We start from the raw sequence: 19403 nt of genomic DNA, 5'->3' as shown, positions 1-19403 counted from the left end.
CAGCGGGCTGGCCAGCAGTTCGGCTTCGCCGCCCCATAAAACGCCCGCGGGCGCGCCCGCGGCGCCGCCACTGCGCTGGCGCAAATCCGCGCGCCGCGCCGCCTCGGGCACTGCCGGATCGTTCATGTCGAAGGCCACCACCACCTCGGGCCCGTTGCTCCAGCCCTTGCGGATGGCGTCGACCGTCTGGCGCACCTGTCCCACAGCCTGGGCCCGCGCCGCATCGGAGAAGGCTGCCGGCTCGGGTCGCATGATGCGCAGCAGGTTGGCCATCTGTTCATCGGTCAGGCCCTGGGCATCTGCCTCTCCGCGCCGGAATGGCAGTTCCTCGGTGCGCTCCACCGGGCCGGCCTTCAATTCGCGCGCGCTGGGCGGCGTGGCATGGGTGCGCTCGCGCACGCCCGGCACATCTTCCCAGCCAGAGCCCTGCTTCTCCACCTCCCGAACGGTCACGCTCCAGACGCCATCAGCATTTGCAGGCGTGTAAGAGACGACGCGATCGAACCCGCCGCCATAGCTCTTCAAGATATTGCCCGGGGTGTAATAGGCAGCGCGGGCTGCTTCCTCGGCTGCAGCCTTTTTGGCCAGGATGCCGCGAGGCTTCTTGGGGGCCGGCGCGGGCGCTGCGCCGCGAAGCGTGCCGACGGGCTTCTTCGTTTTCGCAGGATCCCGCACCCAGGCCTTGAACTCGTCCTGCGTCATCTTGGTGATGGCGCCCAGGCCCGTCCAGCCCTTCTCATAGTTGCCGAGGTAGGTGGCCCGCGCATCGGCCTCGTCGGCCGCGCCCAGCACCACCTTGTGCTCATCGAACGAGCCATCGCGGTTCACCTGGTCCACCACGAACACCGGCAGGTCCGGGTCGCTCGCGCGGTCGGCCATGAACACGTCCACATGGTCCTTGTCCGCGCCCACAGAGCCCTTGATGTAGCCGTAGTGGCTCTGCAGCGGCGGCCATTCAGGACGGCGACGGCTGCCGGCCGGGTTCTCGATGCTGATGTCCAGGCCGTTCAAGCGCACATGGCCCTTGCGGTAGTTGCCAGCATCTTTCTGGGCTTCAGTGGGCTGGGGCAGGTCGTTGGCAGGGCTCGTGGCAGCCTCTTTGGCCGCGACATCGATGCGATCCGTCCCAGCACTTCGGGCACTTTCCGGCACCTGCTCCCGATAGTCCAAGGCATCCAGTCCGCGCGCCATATTTTCAGAAGGCTTCACCGATTTTTCATTGGCATCCACCCAGGCCAGTGCCTGCTCGCGATCCAGGAACTCGCCCTGTGGCGTAACGAACCCTGTTTCGGCAAAGCCGCCGGCCTGCGCTGTGTGCTTTTCGGCCACGACGAAATGCATCGAGTTGGGTTTCCCCACATACACAACGCCATCGTTGCCAAGGTTTGCCACTGCCAGACCTTTGCTCGGGACATCTTCGCCGCGCGATTGGTACTGGACGCCAGCGGGCGTGCGCAGCGTGCGTGCTGCAGGTGCTGCAGGTGCTGCAGCAGCATCGGGCATGGCGGCTGCCAGCTTCTCGCGCACCTTGGGCGCCAGGTCAGCCCATGCCCGCGAGTGGGAGGATGCGCGCGCCGGGGCGTTCAGCCCCTTCGCTCCCTTGGCCACAGCTTGGCGCTCGGCCGCCGACATCTTGGTCCAGCGCTCGCTGGCGGCCAGCAGCTGAGCGCGCCGTGCGTCGTTCCCTTCCTTAGCGATGGCCTGGGCCTGCTGCTCGCCCGCCGTGGGCGCTGGTGCAGCAGCAGGCGCTACAGTGGCAGCCTGTTCGCTGGCGCCAATTCGGCCAGGTACAGCAGATTGCACCCCGGCAGCAGGCTGTCCGGCACCGCCACCTCGCGGCCCAGCAGGCTGCGCATCTGGCGCGCGTCCTGCCGGCTGACCGCTCCCAGCCTGCGCAGTAGCCGCAGGGCCTGCTGGGCGTTCATCTGCCAGCCGTACTGCAGGTGCGGTTGAATCATCGATTGCTCCTTGCGGCGCAATGGCGTCCGCGATCTTGCGTTGCAGGTCCACATTCAGCCGCTCCCACGTGGCGCCGGGGAGCGCCTTGCGGATGACTGGCTTCAGGCCCTCAAGCCGTCCGGCCAAGGCCTTGCGCTCTGCGGCGGGCATGCTGGCCCAGGCCGCGCGCCCGGCGTCGATTCGTTGGACAGGTGTTTGGATCGGCGCTTGAGCCTGCGGGCCTGGCGCTGCACCTGCTTGCGCGCCATCGTGCTGAGACGAGGTGGTGCCATCGGTCAGCTCCTGCGCAGCTGCAGAACCTGCAACCGGCGCTCCTTGCGCTCCTGCTGCCGGCGAAGATTCCGCGCGCGGCGGCTGGGCTTGATCGGCTTGTGTGCCATCGATGCTTCCTTGCTGGGTGGTGGATGTGGTTGCAGGGGCAGGCGCAGCAGCCTGTTGGTCGCGCTCGGCGCGGCGCCGGGCCAGCTCGCGGGCCAGTTGCAGGCGCACGTTCTTTGCCTGGGCGGAGCGGAATCCGTTGGACAGGTCCTCGTCCGTCCAGGTGGCCAGGGCCCCGCCTTCGATCTCGCCGGTGGCAGGGTCTGCGGTGACCTGGCGCTCGGTGGCCTTCTTCTTGGCTGGCGCACGGGCGGCAACTTCGGCGGCTTGCGCCAAGGCATCGGCCTGCTGGGTCTGGGCTGCCGCGCCGGAATCCACGGCCAAGGCAGCAGCTGCGGACAGAGAGCCGGCGGCAGGGTCCAGGCCCATGGCGCGCGAGGGCGGCATGGCCGCGCCCGTGGATTGCAGGATCTCGTCATCGGGCGATTGCACGGCCCGGTTCGCGGACATCTCGGCATCGCGCAGGGCCTGCTCCTGAGCGCGCTGCTGGGCCAGCGCGGCCGCGCCATCGGGCGGCGTGCTCTGCGGCACCTGTGGCTCCCCGCCCTCTTCCTGCTGCAGCTGCGACATGCGGGCTTCGAATTCCCTGCGCATGGTCTCCAAGCCGGCATTCGGTGGCGTGGCGGCGCCTTCGGCACTTGCGCCCTCGGCAGGACCAGCAGCACCAGGTGCGCCGGCCGCGGCCTGCTCGGCCCCGGGCTGATCCGCTGTAGGAGTCTCGCCGGGCTGGCCTGCAGGCACGCGGGGCTCGCGCGCCGCCCGATACCCCGCCGCGCCGCCGCCCATGGCCGCGCCCGACAGGGTGCCCAGCACCACCGCCGTGTCCACGTCCTCGGACCAGTCCTTACCCAGGGCCAGGTTCTGGAAGATCTGTTCGGCAACCGACTGCGGCAACTCCTCCAGGAAGCCCTCGGAAATCGCCCCCTGGATCACCTGCGCCGGGATGCTCTTGACAGCGCGCTGCTGCACCAGCGGATTCGCGGCGGCCGTTGCCGCGTCGTCGGCAAACTGCTTGGCAATGCCCTTGTTGCCCTGGGCCAGCATGGTCTCGGCATCCCCGATGCCCAGGCGCTGGGCCACGCGCCCGCCCGCATACCCCAGCCCGGCCGTGGCCGCGCCCGTGGCAGCCGCTGCAGCCGTCTGGCCCGGCGAGAGCAGTCCATCTTCGGATTCCTGGCGGATCTGCTCGGCCGCGGAGCCCGCGCCCACGATGCCCTCACCCAGCGCGCCAGCTGCTGCAGCACCCTTGGCACCAGCCTGGCCCAGCCGCGTCGCCGCGCCAAGCCCGCGCGCCACCACGCCGCCCGCACCCATGGCAGGCAGCGATTCAACAACCGCACCGACGATATTGGAAGGATTCTCCAGGGCCGCCTGGAACTTGCCGCCCAGGCCCTCGGCCTCCTGGAACTTGCGCTGGGCTTCCTTGGTGGCGTCAGAGTGCCATTCGTTGATGGCCTCGCGCGCTTGCTTCGGCCGGAAGCCGACAGCACCACCCTCGTTCTCCAGAAGCTTGCCCGCGCGCCCGCCTGTTGCGATGTCGGCAAGACCGACCACAGCTTCGGGCACGGCCACGGCGCCCTTGGCTGCCCACGCTGCCGCGTCGCGGACGTAGTCGGTGGCGCTGCGGCCGGCTGGCTCCTTGCCGTAGTCAGGATCCAAAAAAGGATTCTTGGAGGGCGGCTTGGCGCCAGGCGCGGTGGTGCCGTAGTTGGGGTCGGAGAACGGATTCTGTGCCATCCCCCCACTCTCAAGGAGAGGTGCGGGGGCGGTCGAACCCTAGCCGGGGGCGTGAAAAAGCCCCGACATGCGGGGCTTGTGCGTGAGGCCGAGGCGCCCGGCTACTCGCGGCCCAGCTCGGCCAGCGTGTCCTGCAGCGTCTTGATCAGCCGCTCAACATCCTCGGGAGGCATATCGACCCAGGTGGTCGTCACGGGTAGGCCTGCCGATGTCTTGGCAGTGTGCTTGATGCCGATGAGCGTCTTGCCGCCCACAACGCTCGTGCGGACGCTGGTGAATTGAAGCAGGGGCGTTGGAGTCATGGCGCGATGGTGGCATGGAAAGCCCACTCATGGCTGACTGTCGTTCAAATCTCGAAAGGCTTCCGGTCTCGGCCTTCGATCCACCGAGGAGCTCGGCCACGGCCCGTCCAAGTCTCACCTGTCTTGGGATTCCGGTACCGCACGTTTGCAGGCTTGTTGGGAACAAACAAGTCGTCGGGCTTGAGATTGTGATCCTTCACCAGTTTCCTGGCGTCATCAATCGCATCAAGTTTCCTGGCGCCATAGTACTCAGCGATCTTTGCATCCAATGCTGCTCGCTCCCGCATAAGGGCTTTGTACTTCGAGGACATGTCTTCAGTGCTCCGGCCAAGTTCTGCAACGTTCCGCACCGTGGTAGCTGAGAGAGGTTGGCTACTCCTCAGAGGCACGTGCGCCATGCCGATGACCGGCAAACAGCGTGCCTTGCATGAGATCTGGCCCAGAAAGAACAAAGCCCGCGACTGCGGGCTGCGGGTCAGATCTCGAAGGCAGTACGGTCCACAGCGTCCTTGATCCAGTTCGGCGGCTTGCCCCGGCCGGTCCAGGTGGCGCCAGTGGAGGGGTCGCGGTACTTGGCCACGCCTGCACTGACGGGCGACTTGCGTTTGCCCGAGCTGAACACGTCGTCTGCCGTGAGGTTGTAGTCGGCCACCAAGGCGCGGACCTTGGCGATCACGTCGGCCTTTTCGACCTTCAGGATTTCAGCAATGCGTGCTTCGAGCTCTGCTTTTTGCTGGAGAAGCGTTTTGTAGTCGGGTGTCATGGCTTTTTCATCGGTTGTATGCTAGCGATTTGCATTCTAGTCACATAAAGCGGGCATATGGTCGTCTGCAAATGCAAGCAACCACACTTTCTGAGCCCGCCAAGAAAAAACCCTCTCGGGCTACGATGGTTACTCCTACACAACCATCCCCAGAGGGCGAAACCGATGGAGTCGCACGCCTTTTTTGAGTCCGACGCGCTGCTGAAGGGGTCCTACGATCCCTCGACACACCTACTGCGCCTATGGTTCAAGAACAGCCCGGATCGGGTTTACGACTACCCGAGGGTGCCGGAACATATCTGGTCCGAGTTGAAAGCGGCCCAGTCGGCAGGCAGGTACTTTCAGCAGAGCATTCATCACCAGTACGGGGAGCCGCGCGCTCCAGCAAATCCATGGCGACGTCGATAGCCGCGCGCGCCCTGGAGAAATCGACGGTCCAGCTGGTGTCTGGCGACAGGGGTAAGTCAGGCCGGTCGGTGACCACGCAGCCGCCGTGGAAGTCGAGCTCACGGCGCGCCAGCAGCAGCACGTCGCACACATAGGCCAGGTCGGCGTCGGCTGGCCGCGCGCCTGCTTCAGCCCGCCGCGCCGCAGCCCTCGCTCGATGCGCCGCGCCCAGGGCTACGCAAACCAAGACAAGCGCCAGGACCAGCGCGCCAGAGAGGATGAGGATGGGGAGATGTGCCATGCCCCAGTCTCTTCACAGGGGCCGCCGCTAGCGAACCCTAGCCGAGGGACGGAGCAGATGATGTTGCGCCAAACCTCACAGTTCAGAACCTCGGCGCAGGTGATTAGGCCTTACCAAGCAAGCTTGCTCGCAAGAGGAGAGATGGATGGCGAGACGCGATGAACGGCTGCCCCGAACGGCCTGCGAGTGACAACTAGCATGGCTGCCTCCCCAATCTACCCCCAGAAGCTACGCAGTTACTGTTGGCGATACCGTGGAGTGCGCAATTTTCTTAGGTGAAACACAATATAGCTAGAGTTTTGCAAATTTCATGAGTTCTGGCGCAATGTCGTATGCCTCTGTGGCAGCCATATCTATTAATAGCCTCAGATGATCTGCCTGGAATCCTGGCCAGATTCGCGTACCCAATTTAAATATAACTTGATCATCTTCAGGTCTGATTTCAAAATTACCCGTTGTAAATCTGGAATTTTTCTCATTTATCCAGGGCAAAATATCGCCAATACGGGAGTAATCAATTGGAATTGGCATGTATGCAATAATTACAACATATGACGGCTGGTCCTCAGACTGATCCGCCGAAGTAAATATAAGCATATTTATTCTACCCTCATCCCCTTTAAAACCCAAAGAGAATGCAGGCAGCTTTTTATAAGGCTCGAAAGACAAATTTTCATTTTCGAGAAATTTGCCGATTTTATTAAGCCAAAGCATGTTTTGTTTTTCACCCATGTCCCACCTCATTTAGCAAATCTGAAAACGAGGCACGCGCTCAAAATTTCTTTCTTTTTGAACATACCTATTATTTGAATAATCAAATAATACTGCCGCTGACCTCGACAGCACATTAAATGCCAAGTTCAAGCCATACACTTGTTCTACGGCCAGCGCAACTCCAAATGCAAACCCTCCATCAGAGGCGCCTGAAGATATTCGCAACTCGGTTAGCCTATTATATGGAATGATCTTTAGTTTACCAATATCATTTTTAGCAAACGTGTGAACATACTTATTTAATCTACGTTCCAACGAACGATTGCGCAACTCAATAATAAGTTCTCTTATGCAGAAGGTCAAAAATACAAACGATAAAAATGCCAGAATATTTACGAAGTAAACCAGTATGACATCAATCATTTTGACATCCTAAGTCTAGCCAGCAAACACAAAGAAGCAATCCCAAGAAGCAAGGCAGAGGAAATATACGAAACCCCCTCCAGCATCGCCAAGCCCTTATCTGCCATAGTTGGGTAATACAAATAGAACATGCCTCTAAAAAAACCAAAAAGCACCCATCCGATAACCAAAAAAACCAAAGACAACGACTTCATGTGGGCAAGCAAACCCGTTACCTTACGCTGTGGCAGCAAGTTTATCTCCTGCGACAACAAGAGCAACATCATGGCAATAATTGAAAAAAGATCGCCCGATCCGAAGTTGTGCGCAAACGAGTTTTCAAAACCAGCCAAATACACACAAAACCAGACGCCGAAGGCAACCAATATCGGCAAAGTTAATGAAAAATGTACCCATGTCCAAAGCTTTTCTTCTGCGCCAGCAGTATTTTTTTTGGTGATTGGTGTTGCAGACATTATCAAATTAACTTGACCAAAAAATACTCCACACCCATCCCAAAAGGATGAGCACCAGCAACCATCATAAGCCAAATTTTACAAATTGTTAGGAATTTCATGGTGCAGTGGAGTGGCACAGCTATCGATGGCTCGTATTGCGTGCAGACCTCACATTGAGCAAAAAAGGAATGGTTCCGTACACTGTTGCCCGATGATAGTTGCAATAAGTTGTCGCCAGGCAAATGCAGTCCAGCAAACAGGAGGGGCTATGGGAGCTGTGAAGATGTTGTTGGCCGCCGCCGCTCTGGCCGCGCTAGGGACGCCTGCCCTTGCGACGGACTACGCCACCTGCCTGCTGGACAAGCTTCCTGGGGTGAAGAACGCGCCGGCCCATGCTGCCGCGCTGAGCCTGTGTGCCCAGCAACACCCCGACAAGTTCTTCGAGGTCCGCCGCGGCTCAGGGCGTGGCCTGCTGGGCCCGAAGTCACCAGAGCAGTGCACGCTGGACAAGGCGCGCGACACCTCTTGGCAGCCGGCGGCAGGGATGATCATGCGCGCGTGCGGGTGCCTGTACAGCCCGAGCGCGGGCCCGACGGACATGTGCGAGCGGTATCCGCTGCCTGCTGAGATTCGCGCGCAGCACCCGGCCGTCAAGACTGATGCCGACCTCCTGAAGCTGGAGACGCACTACCGGAAGATCTACGCCGCGCACCCAGATGCCGATGCGCTGTTCGCGCGCAAGGACTTCTGGGCGTGGGTGACGCAGGACAAGGCGCGGGAGCAGGCCCTGACCAAGGGCTCCACGGCCGATGTGGTCAGGGTGCTGAGAGAATTCAGGTCTTCGAGGAGCGAGATCGATGAGGTGATGCGCAACGCGCCGCCTCATCAACCTCAAAACCCGTTCTCAGATCCGAACTACGGCAAGGATTTGTTGCCGCGGTAGCCGTCACCGGGATGCAACGATGCGTGCCGCGGCGCCCTTCCCATAAATCTCATCAAACAGCGCGGCTTGTCCAGGATTGGCGCGCAACGCAGCAATGTGATTTGCCGACGGCTGTGCTGCGCCACCCCCATCCACCTGCTGAACCTCTCCCGTCACACCGTTGTGCCGAATGATGCTTCCCTGGGTTGTTGACCCGTCCGCATTCTTCGTCGCTGGCGTGACCGTGACCTTCCAGGGAGACTGCTCCGCTTCGCCACTGATCGCGCGCAGGGACTGCTGGGCCTGTTGACGCTGCTGCGGCGTTGCGTTGGGATCAAGGAAGGTATTGCGCAGCCGCTCTTCCTGCTGCTGAGCCCGCGACTTGAAGCCGCGCGCCGTGATTTCCGAATCGGCCAGGCGGCGCTCGGTGTCCAGGCGCTGCTGATCCACATTGAAGCCGCGTGCTGTGCGGAAGGTGTCGGCTGCGATGCGGTCACGCTCCAGCTGCTGCTGGCCGGCGGCGAAGCCCAGGCGGGTGTCGTAGCGCTGGGCTTCCTGCAGGCGCGCCAGGTCGCCGCGATCTGATGCGCGGAGGTTGCTGGCACGGCGGAAGCCGCGTGCGTCCCCGGAGCCCATGATGGCCACGCGCTGCACGGGCGATGTGGGGGGCGGCGCCATGGCGGCCTGCACGCGGCCCATGGACTCGGCCTGCTGCTGGCCTGCCAGGTTGTTGGCTGCGTTCTGGTTGCGCCAGGACGGAAGGCCGCGCGGCTCGGCACCCAGGATGGCGGCCTGCTCGCTGTCGCCGTAGCTGTTGCCGGAGCGGAAGACACCGGGAGAGACCTGCGATGCCTGTCCCGCGGTCGGCGGCCCCCCCGTGCTGGGAGCCTGCGAATACTCGTTGACAGCGGAGAAGCTGCTCGACGGAGCTGCCGTGCGGGCTGCTGCCGTGGCTCCAGCACCTGGCGTGACGGCAGGTGCAGAAGCCTTGACAGCAGCAGGGGCCGCGTTCGGCGCCTGGGGGCTGTCATCAGCACCCACCAATCCACGGCCAAACCCTTTGGCGCCGTCCCACGCAGCGGAGGTGCCGCGAGCCGCGAGATCAATGATCGGGGTGGTGACCATGCCGACGGTGCCTGCAACAGTCTTCCCCACAGCTTCGCCGTAGTTCCCCTGGTTCCAGGAGTCTTTGATCGATTGGCCGACCTCCTGGTTGTTCTGTTGGTAGCCGAATCCGCCGACCTTGTCAGCAGCAGGTGCGGGAGCTACTGTCGGCTGCGCGGCGATGCGCGCGGCTTGCGTACTGGGCATGCCACTGGATCCGCTATCGCCCTGAAGGCGGCTGCCGGGGAATGTGCTGCCAGGGGAATTGAGGCTCTGTCGGCGGCGCTGCTCCTCCACATCGCCGCCGGCATCGAAGAACACCTCGGGCTTGAAGCCGCGCGGCACCTTGGGCGCCGCGGCAGACGGTGTGTGGGTGGCATCGACGGCTGCCTGCAGCGCGCCAGCACCGCCCATGGCGTGCACGGTATCGGGTGGCAGGACGAACTCGCCCGGCTTCACCATGGCGGGGATGGAGTCGGGTGCCTGGTTCTGGGCCTGAGCCAGCGCCGCGCTCTGCTGCTGGCCGCGTGGACGAAAGCCCAGCTTGGGCTGTGGCGCCGGCGGCGCCTTCTTGTCAGGATGAAAGCCGAACATGGCGGGCCTTTCAGAGAATGATGGATTCGGTGACGTGTGGCACGTCTTCGCGCGTCTCCCGGCGCAGGTCGGAATCGGGGCGGCGGCCGAAATACTTGGAGAACTCGCGCTCGGACAACTCGGCACGGGTGGGGTCGAAGGCCTCGGAGTCGGGCTGGGAGAAGCCGCGATACAGCGCCCAGAGCACCAGCTTGTCGTGGCTGAAGGCGTGGATCTCGGGCACGTCGGCCCCCGAGCGCATTTCGGTCAATGGCAGCCGGTAGCCTTCCAGCAAGATCTGGCCGTCGCGCGGCGGGGCCGGCACCAGACGGATGGAGCCTTCGGTCTGGACGGCCCAGCGGACGCGGTCCAGGCGCTTGTGGCGCCACCCGGGCTGATTGCGATCCAGCCATTCCGTGGAGACCAGGTCCAGCTGCTGCGGCTCGCTCGCGCCGTCGCATGCATAGGACAGGTGCGTGATCTCGTACAGCGCCGGATGCAGCTGATATGTGCTCTGCCCGTCCTTGGCGGCAATGCGACAGATGCCCGGCAGGCTGGATTCGAGCAGGAGCCGCCCGCGCACCGCGGCCTCGGCCACCGCGTCGTTCAGCCACATGGTGATCTTCTTGTCGGTCCACCGATAGGTCTCGACCTCATCATCAGCCGCAACCCGGAACCGCGCGATCAGGTCTTTGAGGTTCATGTCAGCGAGCCCCGAACTGCTCGATCAGGTTGGCCACCTCGGCGCGCATCTTGATTTCACCCTTGCGCGCGTCCAGCTTGACCTCGTACTTTGCGGCGTACTCGGCCAGGGCGCCCTTGTCCATGCCTTCGATGGTCAGCAGCATGGCCTCGGTGGCCGCGCGCTCTTGCTGCTGCAGTTGCTCTGCCTGCTGCTGGGCGGCCTGTGCCTGCTGGAGCGCTGCGTCGTCCTGCGCCTGCGTGGTGTCAGGCTGTTGCGCCTGCTGGTCCTGCTGGTCCTGCTGGTCGGCAGGCTGCAGCTGCCCTGCCTGCTGCTGATCGACGGGCGCGCGGCGGAACTCCACGAAGCGCAGCAGCTTGCGCGCGACGGCCTCGGGCACCAGCTTGGTATCGCCAGGCTCCCAATGGGTAGCAGCGTGACGGTCGTGATAGGGCTTCTTGCCCGTGTATTCCAGCTTGTCGAACTTCATGATTCGCTCCATTCATGTGAAACAAGCCGGACAGGCCGGCTTGCTGCATGGTTCATCGCCGCGAGCGCGGCTTCGATCAGGCCACGCCTTCGGGGACGCCCAGCACCACCACATCCAGAGCGCTGGCCTTGGCGTTGTCCGCGCCGCCCACGGTGAGAATCAGGTAGGCATCCTTGGTCAGCGTGATGACCGGGTTGGCAGTGGCATTGCGCAGGCGCGCCGTGGCGGCCAGGTTCACGGCTGCGCCGAAGTAGTCGTCGTCCTGGGGCACGGCCGGCACATCCACGCCGTCGGCATACTCGAAGCCGATCTTGGCGGTGACGGATGCCGTCATGCCAACGGCAACGACGACCAGGCTGTCGATCAGCTTGAAGCCAGCGGGCAGCAGGCCCAGGCGGATCTTCGTGCCCTGAATGGCGGGCGTCAGGATGTCGCCGCCCAGGGCCGCGCCGGCCGCGTTGGTGGCCAGGGTGTAATGCAGGGCGCTCAGGTTGCCCCACGGCGTCGCGCCCAGCTGGTTGCTGGAGGACTGCACTTTGGTGATGGTTGCCATGTTGGCCTCCGATGAAATGGTGAAGAACTCAGCGGAGGACAGGCGATCAGCTGACCGCCCGCCCTGGGGCGCGTCAGTTGCGCTCGCCGATGATGCGCACGGCCGTGTCGATGGCCGTGACACCGTGATCGGTGTAGTGCTTCTTGCCGTTGCCCTGCGACACCAGCCAGCGGATCTTGAACACGCCCATGATGGCGCCGATCAACAGCTCCATCTTGTCGCCGTGGTCGAAGTCCTTCTCGCTCCAGAAGAAGGGCATGCCGCCGTGCTTGGACTTGCCGAAGGCCTGGGCCAGCGACTGGCCGCCCAGCAGGATCGCGCGGTCCACCGCGTGCGTGGTGCCGAAGGACGCAGGCACCACGCAAGTGCTTTCCACCTCGGTTTCGTAGGCCGCGCAGTAGCGCACCTGGTCACCGGCATAGAAGCGGATGGGCTTGGGCATCTTGCAGATCAAGATGCCGTTCCACAGGCCCACTTCACCCAGGAACAGGGGGTGGTTGTTGGCCTTGGACGCGCGTGCCAGGGCGTTCGCTTGGAACTGGCGGAAGCCGGGGTCCTGGGCGAAGGCGTGGTATTGCGCGGGCGAGACCAGCAGAACGCGCAGCGGAGAATCCTCGGCCACCTTGTCCTCGGGAATCTTGATGGCGGGCGGCGGCAGCGCGATGGATTCCATAACCGTGCGGATGCTGTCCACCACGTCCATGCCGAGCACGTCAGTGGAGGCAATGTCCAGCTCTCCAGCGTTCACAGACACAGTCTTGATGGAGTCGCCATCGGCGATGTAGTGACGGTTGCGCGTGGGCGCCTTCACTTCGTTGATGGCGAATTCCGCGAAGTCCGGGTGGGCGCTGGTCGGCAGACGCCATTCCATGCCGTCTTGAAAGCCGCGCGCGCCCGCCAGGTGGGTCAGCATCAGCTGGTCCTGGTAGCTGTTCATCAGCGACAGCGCAATGGGTCGGCCGATGCGACGGAATTCCACAGGGGAATTCATATCGGTCATCGTGTTGCCCAGGTCCACAGGGAAGCGGACTTGGTTCACGCGCACGCGGCCGTTGTCCAGCTCGATCCCCGTGCCCTTGCCCTCGGCCATGCGGTTGCCCATGATGGGATAGGCGTTGGTGGGCTGCACGAAATGGAATTCCACCTCGGAGCCGTGACCGCGCGTCAGGTCCACCGTGCGCACGATGGGCATGTCGGTGGCGGTCTGCTTGCTCAGCACGGCGCTGACGTGAGCTTCGCCTTGGGGGACAGTGCCCACCATGCGGTTCAGCGTCGAATTGCGCTGCATGGACTGAGCGAACAGCCCGGCAGCCTGGACGTATTGGGCATTCGGCGAACCGGTTGCCACATTGGTTTTTCCGGACATATGTCCTCCGTCTTGGGGAGAGGGCTGCCTCATCACGAGGTGGCCCGGGTTTCAAAAATGCTTCAGTGGCTCACGCCAGACTGTTCATCAGGGCATCGATCTTTGCCGATGACATACCGCTCATCACGTTGAGCAGCGCTGCGGGGTTGTTGGCCAGTGCCTGCGCGCGCTCCGCTTCGCTTGCACCAGCCGCCGCGCCCGTCAGCTCGGACAGGCTCACCGGCACAGCCTGCTCGGCATCAGCCTTCGCCTTTGCCACGGCCGCGTCCACGGCATTGGCGGGAGCAGCCGGACTGGCCGCAGGGGCAGCAGTGGGACGGGCACCCTTGAAGGTGCTGAAGACTTCCACGATCTCGGCAGCGGAACCGTTCTGCAGGACATTGGCCACGGCTGCGCGCGCGAAAGCAGGCTGGGCATCCACCCACTGCTTGAACTCGGCAGAGTCGGCAATTTCGTCCGCGTCGGCGTGGGCCGCATAGATCGCGTTTTCGTGCGCCTGCTGGGCACTGAGCTGTTCGCGCTGCTGGAGTGGCTGCATGGCCTGGGCCAAGCGCGCGTCCACCAGTGCAGCAGCACGCTGGTCCACCAGCGCAGCCACGCCCTTGGCGATCCCCTCCTCCGAGAAGTCGCCGAACAGGGTCATGTCCACGCCTTGGGAGGCGGCGGCCTGGGCAATGGCCAGGTTCTTGTCGGCAGAGGTTGGCGCCGAGCCAGCTTGCTCGCGGGCCGCGGCATCCGCCTGGGCCTGAGCGAGATTGGTTTGCTGGCTGCGGTTCAGCTGGTCGATCTGCGCCTTCAAGGTAGCGTTCTCGCTCTCCAGCGAATCGCCGCGCGCCTTGAACTGGTCACGCTCGGAACGAGCCTGGGCCAGCTTTTCAAAGGGGATCGTGTAGCTGCCCGACTTGCTGGCGATGGGCGCGCCCGCCGGCTCGTCATCCTGAGCGGGCGCCGCGCCTGCAGCAGGTGCAGGAGCCGGGGTTGCTGCAACAGCGGGGGCTGCAACAGGAGCGGGAGAAGGCGCTGCAGCAGCTTGCTCAGCACCAGAGGTGGCGGTTGCGGGAGTAGCAGTGCTCGCGGCGTTGCTGGCCTCGGCGGTCTGGGCCGCATCCGCGTCCAGATCCAGTTGGCCTGCAAAGGCGGATTCGAGCAGTTGCTCAGGTGACATCGGCATGTAAGTGCTCCACATCCCCGGCTATCCGGCCGGGCCTGTTTGAAGGGGCACGCAGATTCGAGGATCAGGCCGGGGCCGAAGCCCCGACCATCACGCTCTCCAGCTGCGGGAGGTGCCGACCCATCACGGGCAGGCTTCTCGTCTCTGGCTTTCGCCTTCAACGTGGAACACAGTGTCGGGCGCCGCGCGCGCCGCATCCAACTCTGGACGGAGTGAATCGCTACAGGTTGTCGGCTGGGGTGGCGGTCTCGATCCCCTGCATGCCGCGCGACGGCTCCTGCGGGATGGGTGGGAACGCGGGGCTGGTGTTCTCGTGCACCTGGCCGATGTCACCGGCCGCGCCCGGCCCGCCGGACTGCGGCGCTGGGCCCGAAGGCGCCACGCCGGGCACTGGGAAGTCCGGATCGTCGCCGCCCGGGTTGGGCTTCTGATAGCCAGCGCCCTTCATGATGGCGTCCGCGATGGGCGCGATGGCAGGATTCATGGCGACCTGGGCCCCGCCCTGCATCGCCGAGAAGGCGGCCTGCACGCCCACCTGCACAGCGTCGGCCATCACCTTCTTGATCTGGGCATCCGTCAGGCGCTCCTTCATCTCCAGCTCGCGCGCCTTCAGCTCGTGGCCAGCCTTCAGCAGCGCAGCCTGGACCTCCTGCTGCACACGCTGCTCGATCTGCTCCGGCGTCTGCTGGCCCGTCGCCGCGCGGATGGCCTCCACCACCTGCTTCTTTCGAGGCAAGTCCATCAGATCGATCAGGAATGGCAGCGCGACCACCTGGATATGCTCCGGCAACGACTTCACCGCCTCGGACAGAGAGCTGAGCTGCTGGGCCCGGAAGCTGCTGGTGCTCGGCACATCCTCCAGAGCAACCTTCAGCCGCGTCCTGAGCACGTCATTGGAGCGGTACTGCAGGCCCGTGGCTTGGTCCACTTCGGCCTTGTTCAGCACCACTGTGCGCGGTGGGTTGAGCACATCGCCCTCAATGACGATGACCTGTTCCTCTTCGCCCAGATCCTCGATGATCAGGGCCATCAGCAACTCGCCCACCATGCCGCGCGCATCCTTGGTGTTGTCCATCATGTCAGCGATACCGATCTGGGACTGTTCCACCTGCGTGGTTTCCTGCAGGCCGCTGCGCGCCGTCCCGGTCTGCCCCTGCATCGCCGGGGTGACGGGACTAACGCGGCCCAGCGCGCGCCGGCTGTCCTCCATCAGCTGGAAATGCTGGGCGTTGAGCTGGAAATCCCGGAACACCTGAAAGCGCGCGCCCTTCTTCTCCATGTGCTCATCGTCCAGCACGATGTCCGCGTCAGGCCGGGCCAGTTGCTGCCGCAGCTGCGCGCTGCTCATCTCGGTGGCGCCTTTGGTGCGCTCTACCCGCACCGAAGCCATTCCCCAGCGCAGCTTGGCGATGGTGCTATTGAGGTTGTCCTGGGCAAAAGTCATGTCGCGCACCAAACCGAACGGCATGCCTGTCTGGTCTTCGCGGTAGCCCCAGAACGGCACATATGGGAAGTGCTGGTGCGGGTATGGCGTAGGGCCGTCGTGGATGCAGACAGGCCCGATCCAATAGGAGCGGCGCAGGCGTGCGATGGACTCCCGCGACAAGGTGCCCGCGCCCGAGGCGACGGCCAGGCGGTGCTGCTGGTTGGATTCATCGAACTCGACCACGCGCCCGCCACGCAAGCGCAGCACCAAGCCGGAGACCCAGCGCCGGTACCAAACCTCGCACAGGCTCAGTTCATCGGTCTCGGAGCGGTACCAGGCATGTTCGCGCGGCGTCCAGGCCCGTGCGACATCGAGCCCAGCATGCAGCCCCGTCGAGGTCCCGCCCTCGCCCAGGAAGCCACCGAAGCCGCCGGGTCCGGACAACACGTCCGCACGCATGATCACTTCCTTGTGTTTGGGGAAGGTCGCCGCGACCCGCTCCTTTCGCACAAAGCGCTCGCGTAGCAGCCAGTGCGCATCAGACAGGTCGGGTTCCTTGGCGCGGATGTCCCACCACATCTCATTGCGGTGGATGTAGCGGCAGCGGTAGGGATACGCGAATGGATCGCTGGCGCGCGCGACTTCGACCCAGCCCAACCCCACGCTGATTTGCGGCAGGAAGGCTTCGCTGATGGCGCGGTCCGCTCGGCTGTGGCGCTCGGCCTGGTTCAGGCGGAAGTTCAGCGCATCGGCCACGTCTTGTCCACCAGGATCACCATCGGGCGTAACGCGCCAGTCCGTGCGCGTCTTGGCCTCATAGCCGCACACGGCCCGGATGGCCGTGCCGATGATGTTCTCCTTAGCCGGCGGAATACCGAAGCGCCGCATGCGCGCCAGCAGCTCACTGTCCAGCTGGTTGCCGTCCACATAGTCCGCCTCCGTGTCCGCCTGGGCCCGCCAGGTGGGTTGCTCAAGGATGTCATCGATGATCCGCGCGTATTCCTGGGGCGTCAGCGCCGCGCCCAGGTCTGCATTACTTGGGGGGGATGAATAGATCATGGTCTTCAGCGCCAGTCAGGCGCCTCCTCTTCCTCGTCAGGTTGGTGGCCGCGCGTGTCGTTGCGCATCCTCGGAATGGCCTGGGCCAGGTAGCGAAACATGTCCGCGCCGTGGCTGAACTCGTCGTGAAGCGGCCCCATGGGCTCATTGGTCTGCGTGTGGATCTGCCTCTGGTACCGCTTCAGGCACTCCAGCAGCCGCGCGGTCTTGCGCCTGTCGAAGTAGCACTTGGCAAACTCCATACGCGCGGCCTTGATGCCCTCTTCCACACTGGTGGCTGTCTGCACGATGACCTTCTTGCGGCCCAACTCCACCAGCTTCTCCTGGGTGCTCTTCCCCGTCTGGTAGTTACGCGTGCGCCCGTCATGCGGCAGGAAGTCCGTTCCCCAGCGGTAGGGCCGCTTTTCCAACTGCGCCACGTACCAGTCCAGGGTGCGGTGGCTGTCCTCGATGTAGTCGATCAGCCGCACGTCCTGGGGCCCGCGCTGAACCATGCCGATGGTCATGGCGTCGTTCCAGCCCAAATCCCAGACGGTGTGCACAGGCAGCAGCGGGTCGTAGGGCACATCGCGCACGCGCTCGTCCAGGTAGACCAGCTCCATCTCGTGCCGGTAGATGGCGCCAGCCGCGACACGCCGGGCCTTACCTTCCCAGATCTGCTCGTAGTCATCGCGCGCCATCGAGCGCTTGGCCTTCTGACGCTCCTCCTCCAGTACGCGCGGGAACCACGGGTTGTCGCGCCAGTTGATCTGCACGCACCAAGTGTCCGGGCTGGGATGGGCGATGAAGCGCCAATAGGTCTCATCCGTCTCCATTTCCGGATTGAGAGTCAGCCAGATCTCGCTGCCCTCCTTGCGGATGGTGGGGATCAGCACATCCCAGGACTTCTTGGAGACGCTGTGGGCCTCTTCCACCCAGACCACGTCGCAGCCCTCGAACGATTTGATGGAGTCCACGGTGTGGCTCTGCAGGCCTGCGAATAGGAACAGGGAGCCATTGAGGCCGCGAATCTCCGTCTCCAGCACCTCGAAGAAGGCGCCCAGATGCAGTCGCTCGATCTGGTCCTTCAGCAGCTGGTGCACGGACTGCTTGATCGACTTCTGGATTTCGCGCGCGCACAGCACGCGCATGGGGCGCTCGGCCGCCATTGTCAGCAGCACGCCGGCAACGGACCAGGACTTGCCGCCGCCGCGTCCGCCGTGCATGACCTTGTAGCGGCTCGGGCGGAACAGGCCAGCCAGCACCTCAGGCAGGCGCAGCTGCGAGGTGGTCTGGTCCACAGGGTTACGCTGCATCGTCGTCCTCACGCTTGGGGGGCGTCACGAACTCCACCTGGACGCGCGGAAGCATGCTGGCCAACGCCTCGGCCTTCTGCCTGTTGTCCACCTCGTACAGGCCGGTGTACTTGAACAGCTTCTCCAGGATGTTGATCTTGTCGTGCGTCAGGACCTCGATGCCGTACTTGCCCTCCTTGGCGCCGGCATACAGCGCGCGCGCCTGGGGACTGAGCTTGCGCGTGTCCTTGACCACCAGGCGGGACTGTCCATCACCTCCGCATTGCGGGCACTCTGTGCTGGGTAGCAGCAGGGGGTTGAATCCGATTCCGCCCTGCTCATCGAATTCTTCAGGGGGCTTGCCCTTGTCCAGCCACACTTCGCGGTCCAGGTTCATCTCTCCAACCGTGCGCTGGAAGCGGTGTCCTTCGCCGTAGCAGTGCCGGCAGCAGCCGGTCTTGATCTCAACCAGCTCCCGAGGGTCGGCAGTCAGGATGTTCCAAGCCTCGGCCAGCACTCGGTCGGCGGTGACGTGTGTGCGCTCCTGCTGCTGCTTTCTGGCCTCTGCGATGGCAGCACCGATGTGAGGTTTTGTCAGGTTCTCGCATGCGATGGATCGCGCTGTCTTGGCGCTGTATCCGGCACGGATGGCCGCCTGGGTGGCGTTCAAGTCCACCAGGTACTCGTCCACGAACCTGGACTCCCTGGCCGTCAGGAACTGCGGGATGGTGCCACTGTCGGTTTTGGACGCCTTGCGTGACGGGCGCTTGGCGGGTGGACGCTTCGCGGGCGTAGCAGAGCCTGCGGCCTTCTTCGCGGCAGCAGGCTTCTTGGGGGCAGGTTTCTTTTGAGGCTCGGACTTGCCGGCAGGACGTTGGGCCATGGCCGGAAGTGTCCAAGCATGGAGTGCCGCAGCCCAACCCTAGCCGGGGCCGGACTACAGGCGGTCATGGCTCCTCGCCGGTCAATTCTTCATGCGGCAGGGGCGGGCGGAGACCCACTCCCTATTTTTTCATGAGTGCTGCCACCTCTTCATGAACGGCCAGAAAGTCGATACGCTTCCGTAAAACCTCTTCACGCGACCACCTAAATCTCTCAAGCCAATACATCGATTTTTCATTAAATGTACTGGATAGCCCCTTGTCGACGTACATGATTTTTATAGCAGCTTCCCTCCACAATCGTCCTAACTCATATTCCTTCTCTCGGTTTTGAGGGCCACCCACTTCCTGGGATTCAACGTACCTCATGCTTTCAACAAGCGCGACATTAACGGCCAACAAAGCCTCCTCTTTCCTCCTGCTCTTGTTCGACCGATTCTCTTGAAACCACGCCAACAATGATTGGAGCGCGCCTAGTGCCGCTGTAGCTGTGTCACCCAT

The 19403-nt window shown here is 63.6% G+C and carries 18 protein-coding genes and 1 pseudogene; 2 read left to right on the top strand and 17 right to left on the bottom strand.

Annotated features, from left to right (window positions below; all coding sequences use genetic code 11):
* From IAE24_RS27205 to IAE24_RS27190, 4 genes and pseudogenes are all read right to left on the bottom strand, one after another.
* A pseudogene (locus IAE24_RS27205) lies at window positions 1-4074 on the bottom strand (hypothetical protein); the annotation flags it as partial.
* 101 nt (window positions 4075-4175) lie between these two features.
* Window positions 4176-4376, bottom strand: a complete 201-nt coding sequence (locus IAE24_RS27200) for a hypothetical protein (RefSeq protein WP_199961172.1) — start codon at window positions 4374-4376, stop codon at window positions 4176-4178.
* Window positions 4377-4420: 44 nt separating this feature from the next.
* Window positions 4421-4687, bottom strand: coding sequence for an H-NS histone family protein (locus IAE24_RS27195; protein ID WP_199961173.1), 267 nt, complete (start codon window positions 4685-4687; stop codon window positions 4421-4423).
* Between the two features lie 164 nt (window positions 4688-4851).
* On the bottom strand, window positions 4852-5139 hold the full coding sequence (locus IAE24_RS27190) for an H-NS histone family protein (protein ID WP_199961174.1): 288 nt from the start codon (window positions 5137-5139) through the stop codon (window positions 4852-4854).
* 57 nt (window positions 5140-5196) lie between these two features.
* Here IAE24_RS27190 and IAE24_RS30770 point away from each other — a divergent pair, with 57 nt between their 5' ends.
* Window positions 5197-5547, top strand: coding sequence for a KTSC domain-containing protein (locus IAE24_RS30770; protein ID WP_442778797.1), 351 nt, complete (start codon window positions 5197-5199; stop codon window positions 5545-5547).
* A gap of 571 nt (window positions 5548-6118) precedes the next feature.
* Here the strand turns inward: IAE24_RS30770 and IAE24_RS27180 are convergent.
* Genes IAE24_RS27180 through IAE24_RS27170 form a run of 3 tightly spaced genes read right to left on the bottom strand, consistent with a single transcriptional unit; the run spans window position 6119 to window position 7419 of the window.
* Window positions 6119-6559, bottom strand: coding sequence for a hypothetical protein (locus IAE24_RS27180; protein ID WP_199961176.1), 441 nt, complete (start codon window positions 6557-6559; stop codon window positions 6119-6121).
* Between the two features lie 12 nt (window positions 6560-6571).
* Window positions 6572-6964, bottom strand: coding sequence for a hypothetical protein (locus IAE24_RS27175; RefSeq protein WP_199961177.1), 393 nt, complete (start codon window positions 6962-6964; stop codon window positions 6572-6574).
* Complete coding sequence (locus tag IAE24_RS27170) at window positions 6961-7419, bottom strand: hypothetical protein (RefSeq protein WP_199961178.1); 459 nt, start codon at window positions 7417-7419, stop codon at window positions 6961-6963. Before IAE24_RS27170 ends, IAE24_RS27175 begins: the two co-directional genes overlap by 4 nt.
* Before the next feature lie 250 nt (window positions 7420-7669).
* Here IAE24_RS27170 and IAE24_RS27165 point away from each other — a divergent pair, with 250 nt between their 5' ends.
* Window positions 7670-8344 (top strand): hypothetical protein, encoded by a 675-nt coding sequence (locus IAE24_RS27165; protein ID WP_199961179.1) that lies wholly within the window; start codon window positions 7670-7672, stop codon window positions 8342-8344.
* 3 nt (window positions 8345-8347) lie between these two features.
* Here the strand turns inward: IAE24_RS27165 and IAE24_RS27160 are convergent, their stop codons facing one another.
* From IAE24_RS27160 to IAE24_RS27115, 10 genes are all read right to left on the bottom strand, one after another.
* Window positions 8348-10021 (bottom strand): hypothetical protein, encoded by a 1674-nt coding sequence (locus IAE24_RS27160; protein ID WP_199961180.1) that lies wholly within the window; start codon window positions 10019-10021, stop codon window positions 8348-8350.
* A 10-nt stretch (window positions 10022-10031) separates the two neighbouring features.
* Entirely contained in the window at window positions 10032-10703 is a 672-nt protein-coding gene (locus tag IAE24_RS27155) for a phage adaptor protein (RefSeq protein ID WP_199961181.1), read from the bottom strand.
* Window position 10704: 1 nt separating this feature from the next.
* Window positions 10705-11172 carry a hypothetical protein gene (locus tag IAE24_RS27150; RefSeq protein WP_199961182.1) on the bottom strand — a complete coding sequence of 156 codons (468 nt, stop codon included), beginning with the start codon at window positions 11170-11172 and terminating at the stop codon, window positions 10705-10707.
* Between the two features lie 76 nt (window positions 11173-11248).
* Window positions 11249-11725: a hypothetical protein gene (locus tag IAE24_RS27145; RefSeq protein ID WP_199961183.1), complete on the bottom strand. Its 477-nt coding sequence runs from the start codon at window positions 11723-11725 to the stop codon at window positions 11249-11251.
* Between the two features lie 73 nt (window positions 11726-11798).
* Window positions 11799-13091: a phage capsid family protein gene (locus IAE24_RS27140; protein ID WP_199961184.1), complete on the bottom strand. Its 1293-nt coding sequence runs from the start codon at window positions 13089-13091 to the stop codon at window positions 11799-11801.
* Window positions 13092-13161: 70 nt separating this feature from the next.
* Complete coding sequence (locus IAE24_RS27135; protein ID WP_199961185.1) at window positions 13162-14262, bottom strand: hypothetical protein; 1101 nt, start codon at window positions 14260-14262, stop codon at window positions 13162-13164.
* Window positions 14263-14482: 220 nt separating this feature from the next.
* Entirely contained in the window at window positions 14483-16747 is a 2265-nt protein-coding gene (locus IAE24_RS27130) for a portal protein (protein WP_199961186.1), read from the bottom strand.
* A 5-nt stretch (window positions 16748-16752) separates the two neighbouring features.
* Window positions 16753-18042 (bottom strand): PBSX family phage terminase large subunit, encoded by a 1290-nt coding sequence (locus IAE24_RS27125; RefSeq protein WP_199961187.1) that lies wholly within the window; start codon window positions 18040-18042, stop codon window positions 16753-16755.
* Window positions 18032-18904 carry a terminase small subunit gene (locus IAE24_RS27120; RefSeq protein WP_199961188.1) on the bottom strand — a complete coding sequence of 291 codons (873 nt, stop codon included), beginning with the start codon at window positions 18902-18904 and terminating at the stop codon, window positions 18032-18034. The genes IAE24_RS27125 and IAE24_RS27120 overlap by 11 nt, the downstream gene beginning before the upstream one ends.
* A gap of 121 nt (window positions 18905-19025) precedes the next feature.
* Window positions 19026-19403, bottom strand: coding sequence for a hypothetical protein (locus IAE24_RS27115; RefSeq protein ID WP_199961189.1), 378 nt, complete (start codon window positions 19401-19403; stop codon window positions 19026-19028).

The organism is Delftia sp. S65, from assembly GCF_016516495.1.
GTDB lineage: Bacteria > Pseudomonadota > Gammaproteobacteria > Burkholderiales > Burkholderiaceae_C > Comamonas > Comamonas acidovorans.
The sequence above is the reverse complement of the archived record's forward strand: the minus strand, read 5'-3'. Positions and strand labels throughout refer to the sequence as shown.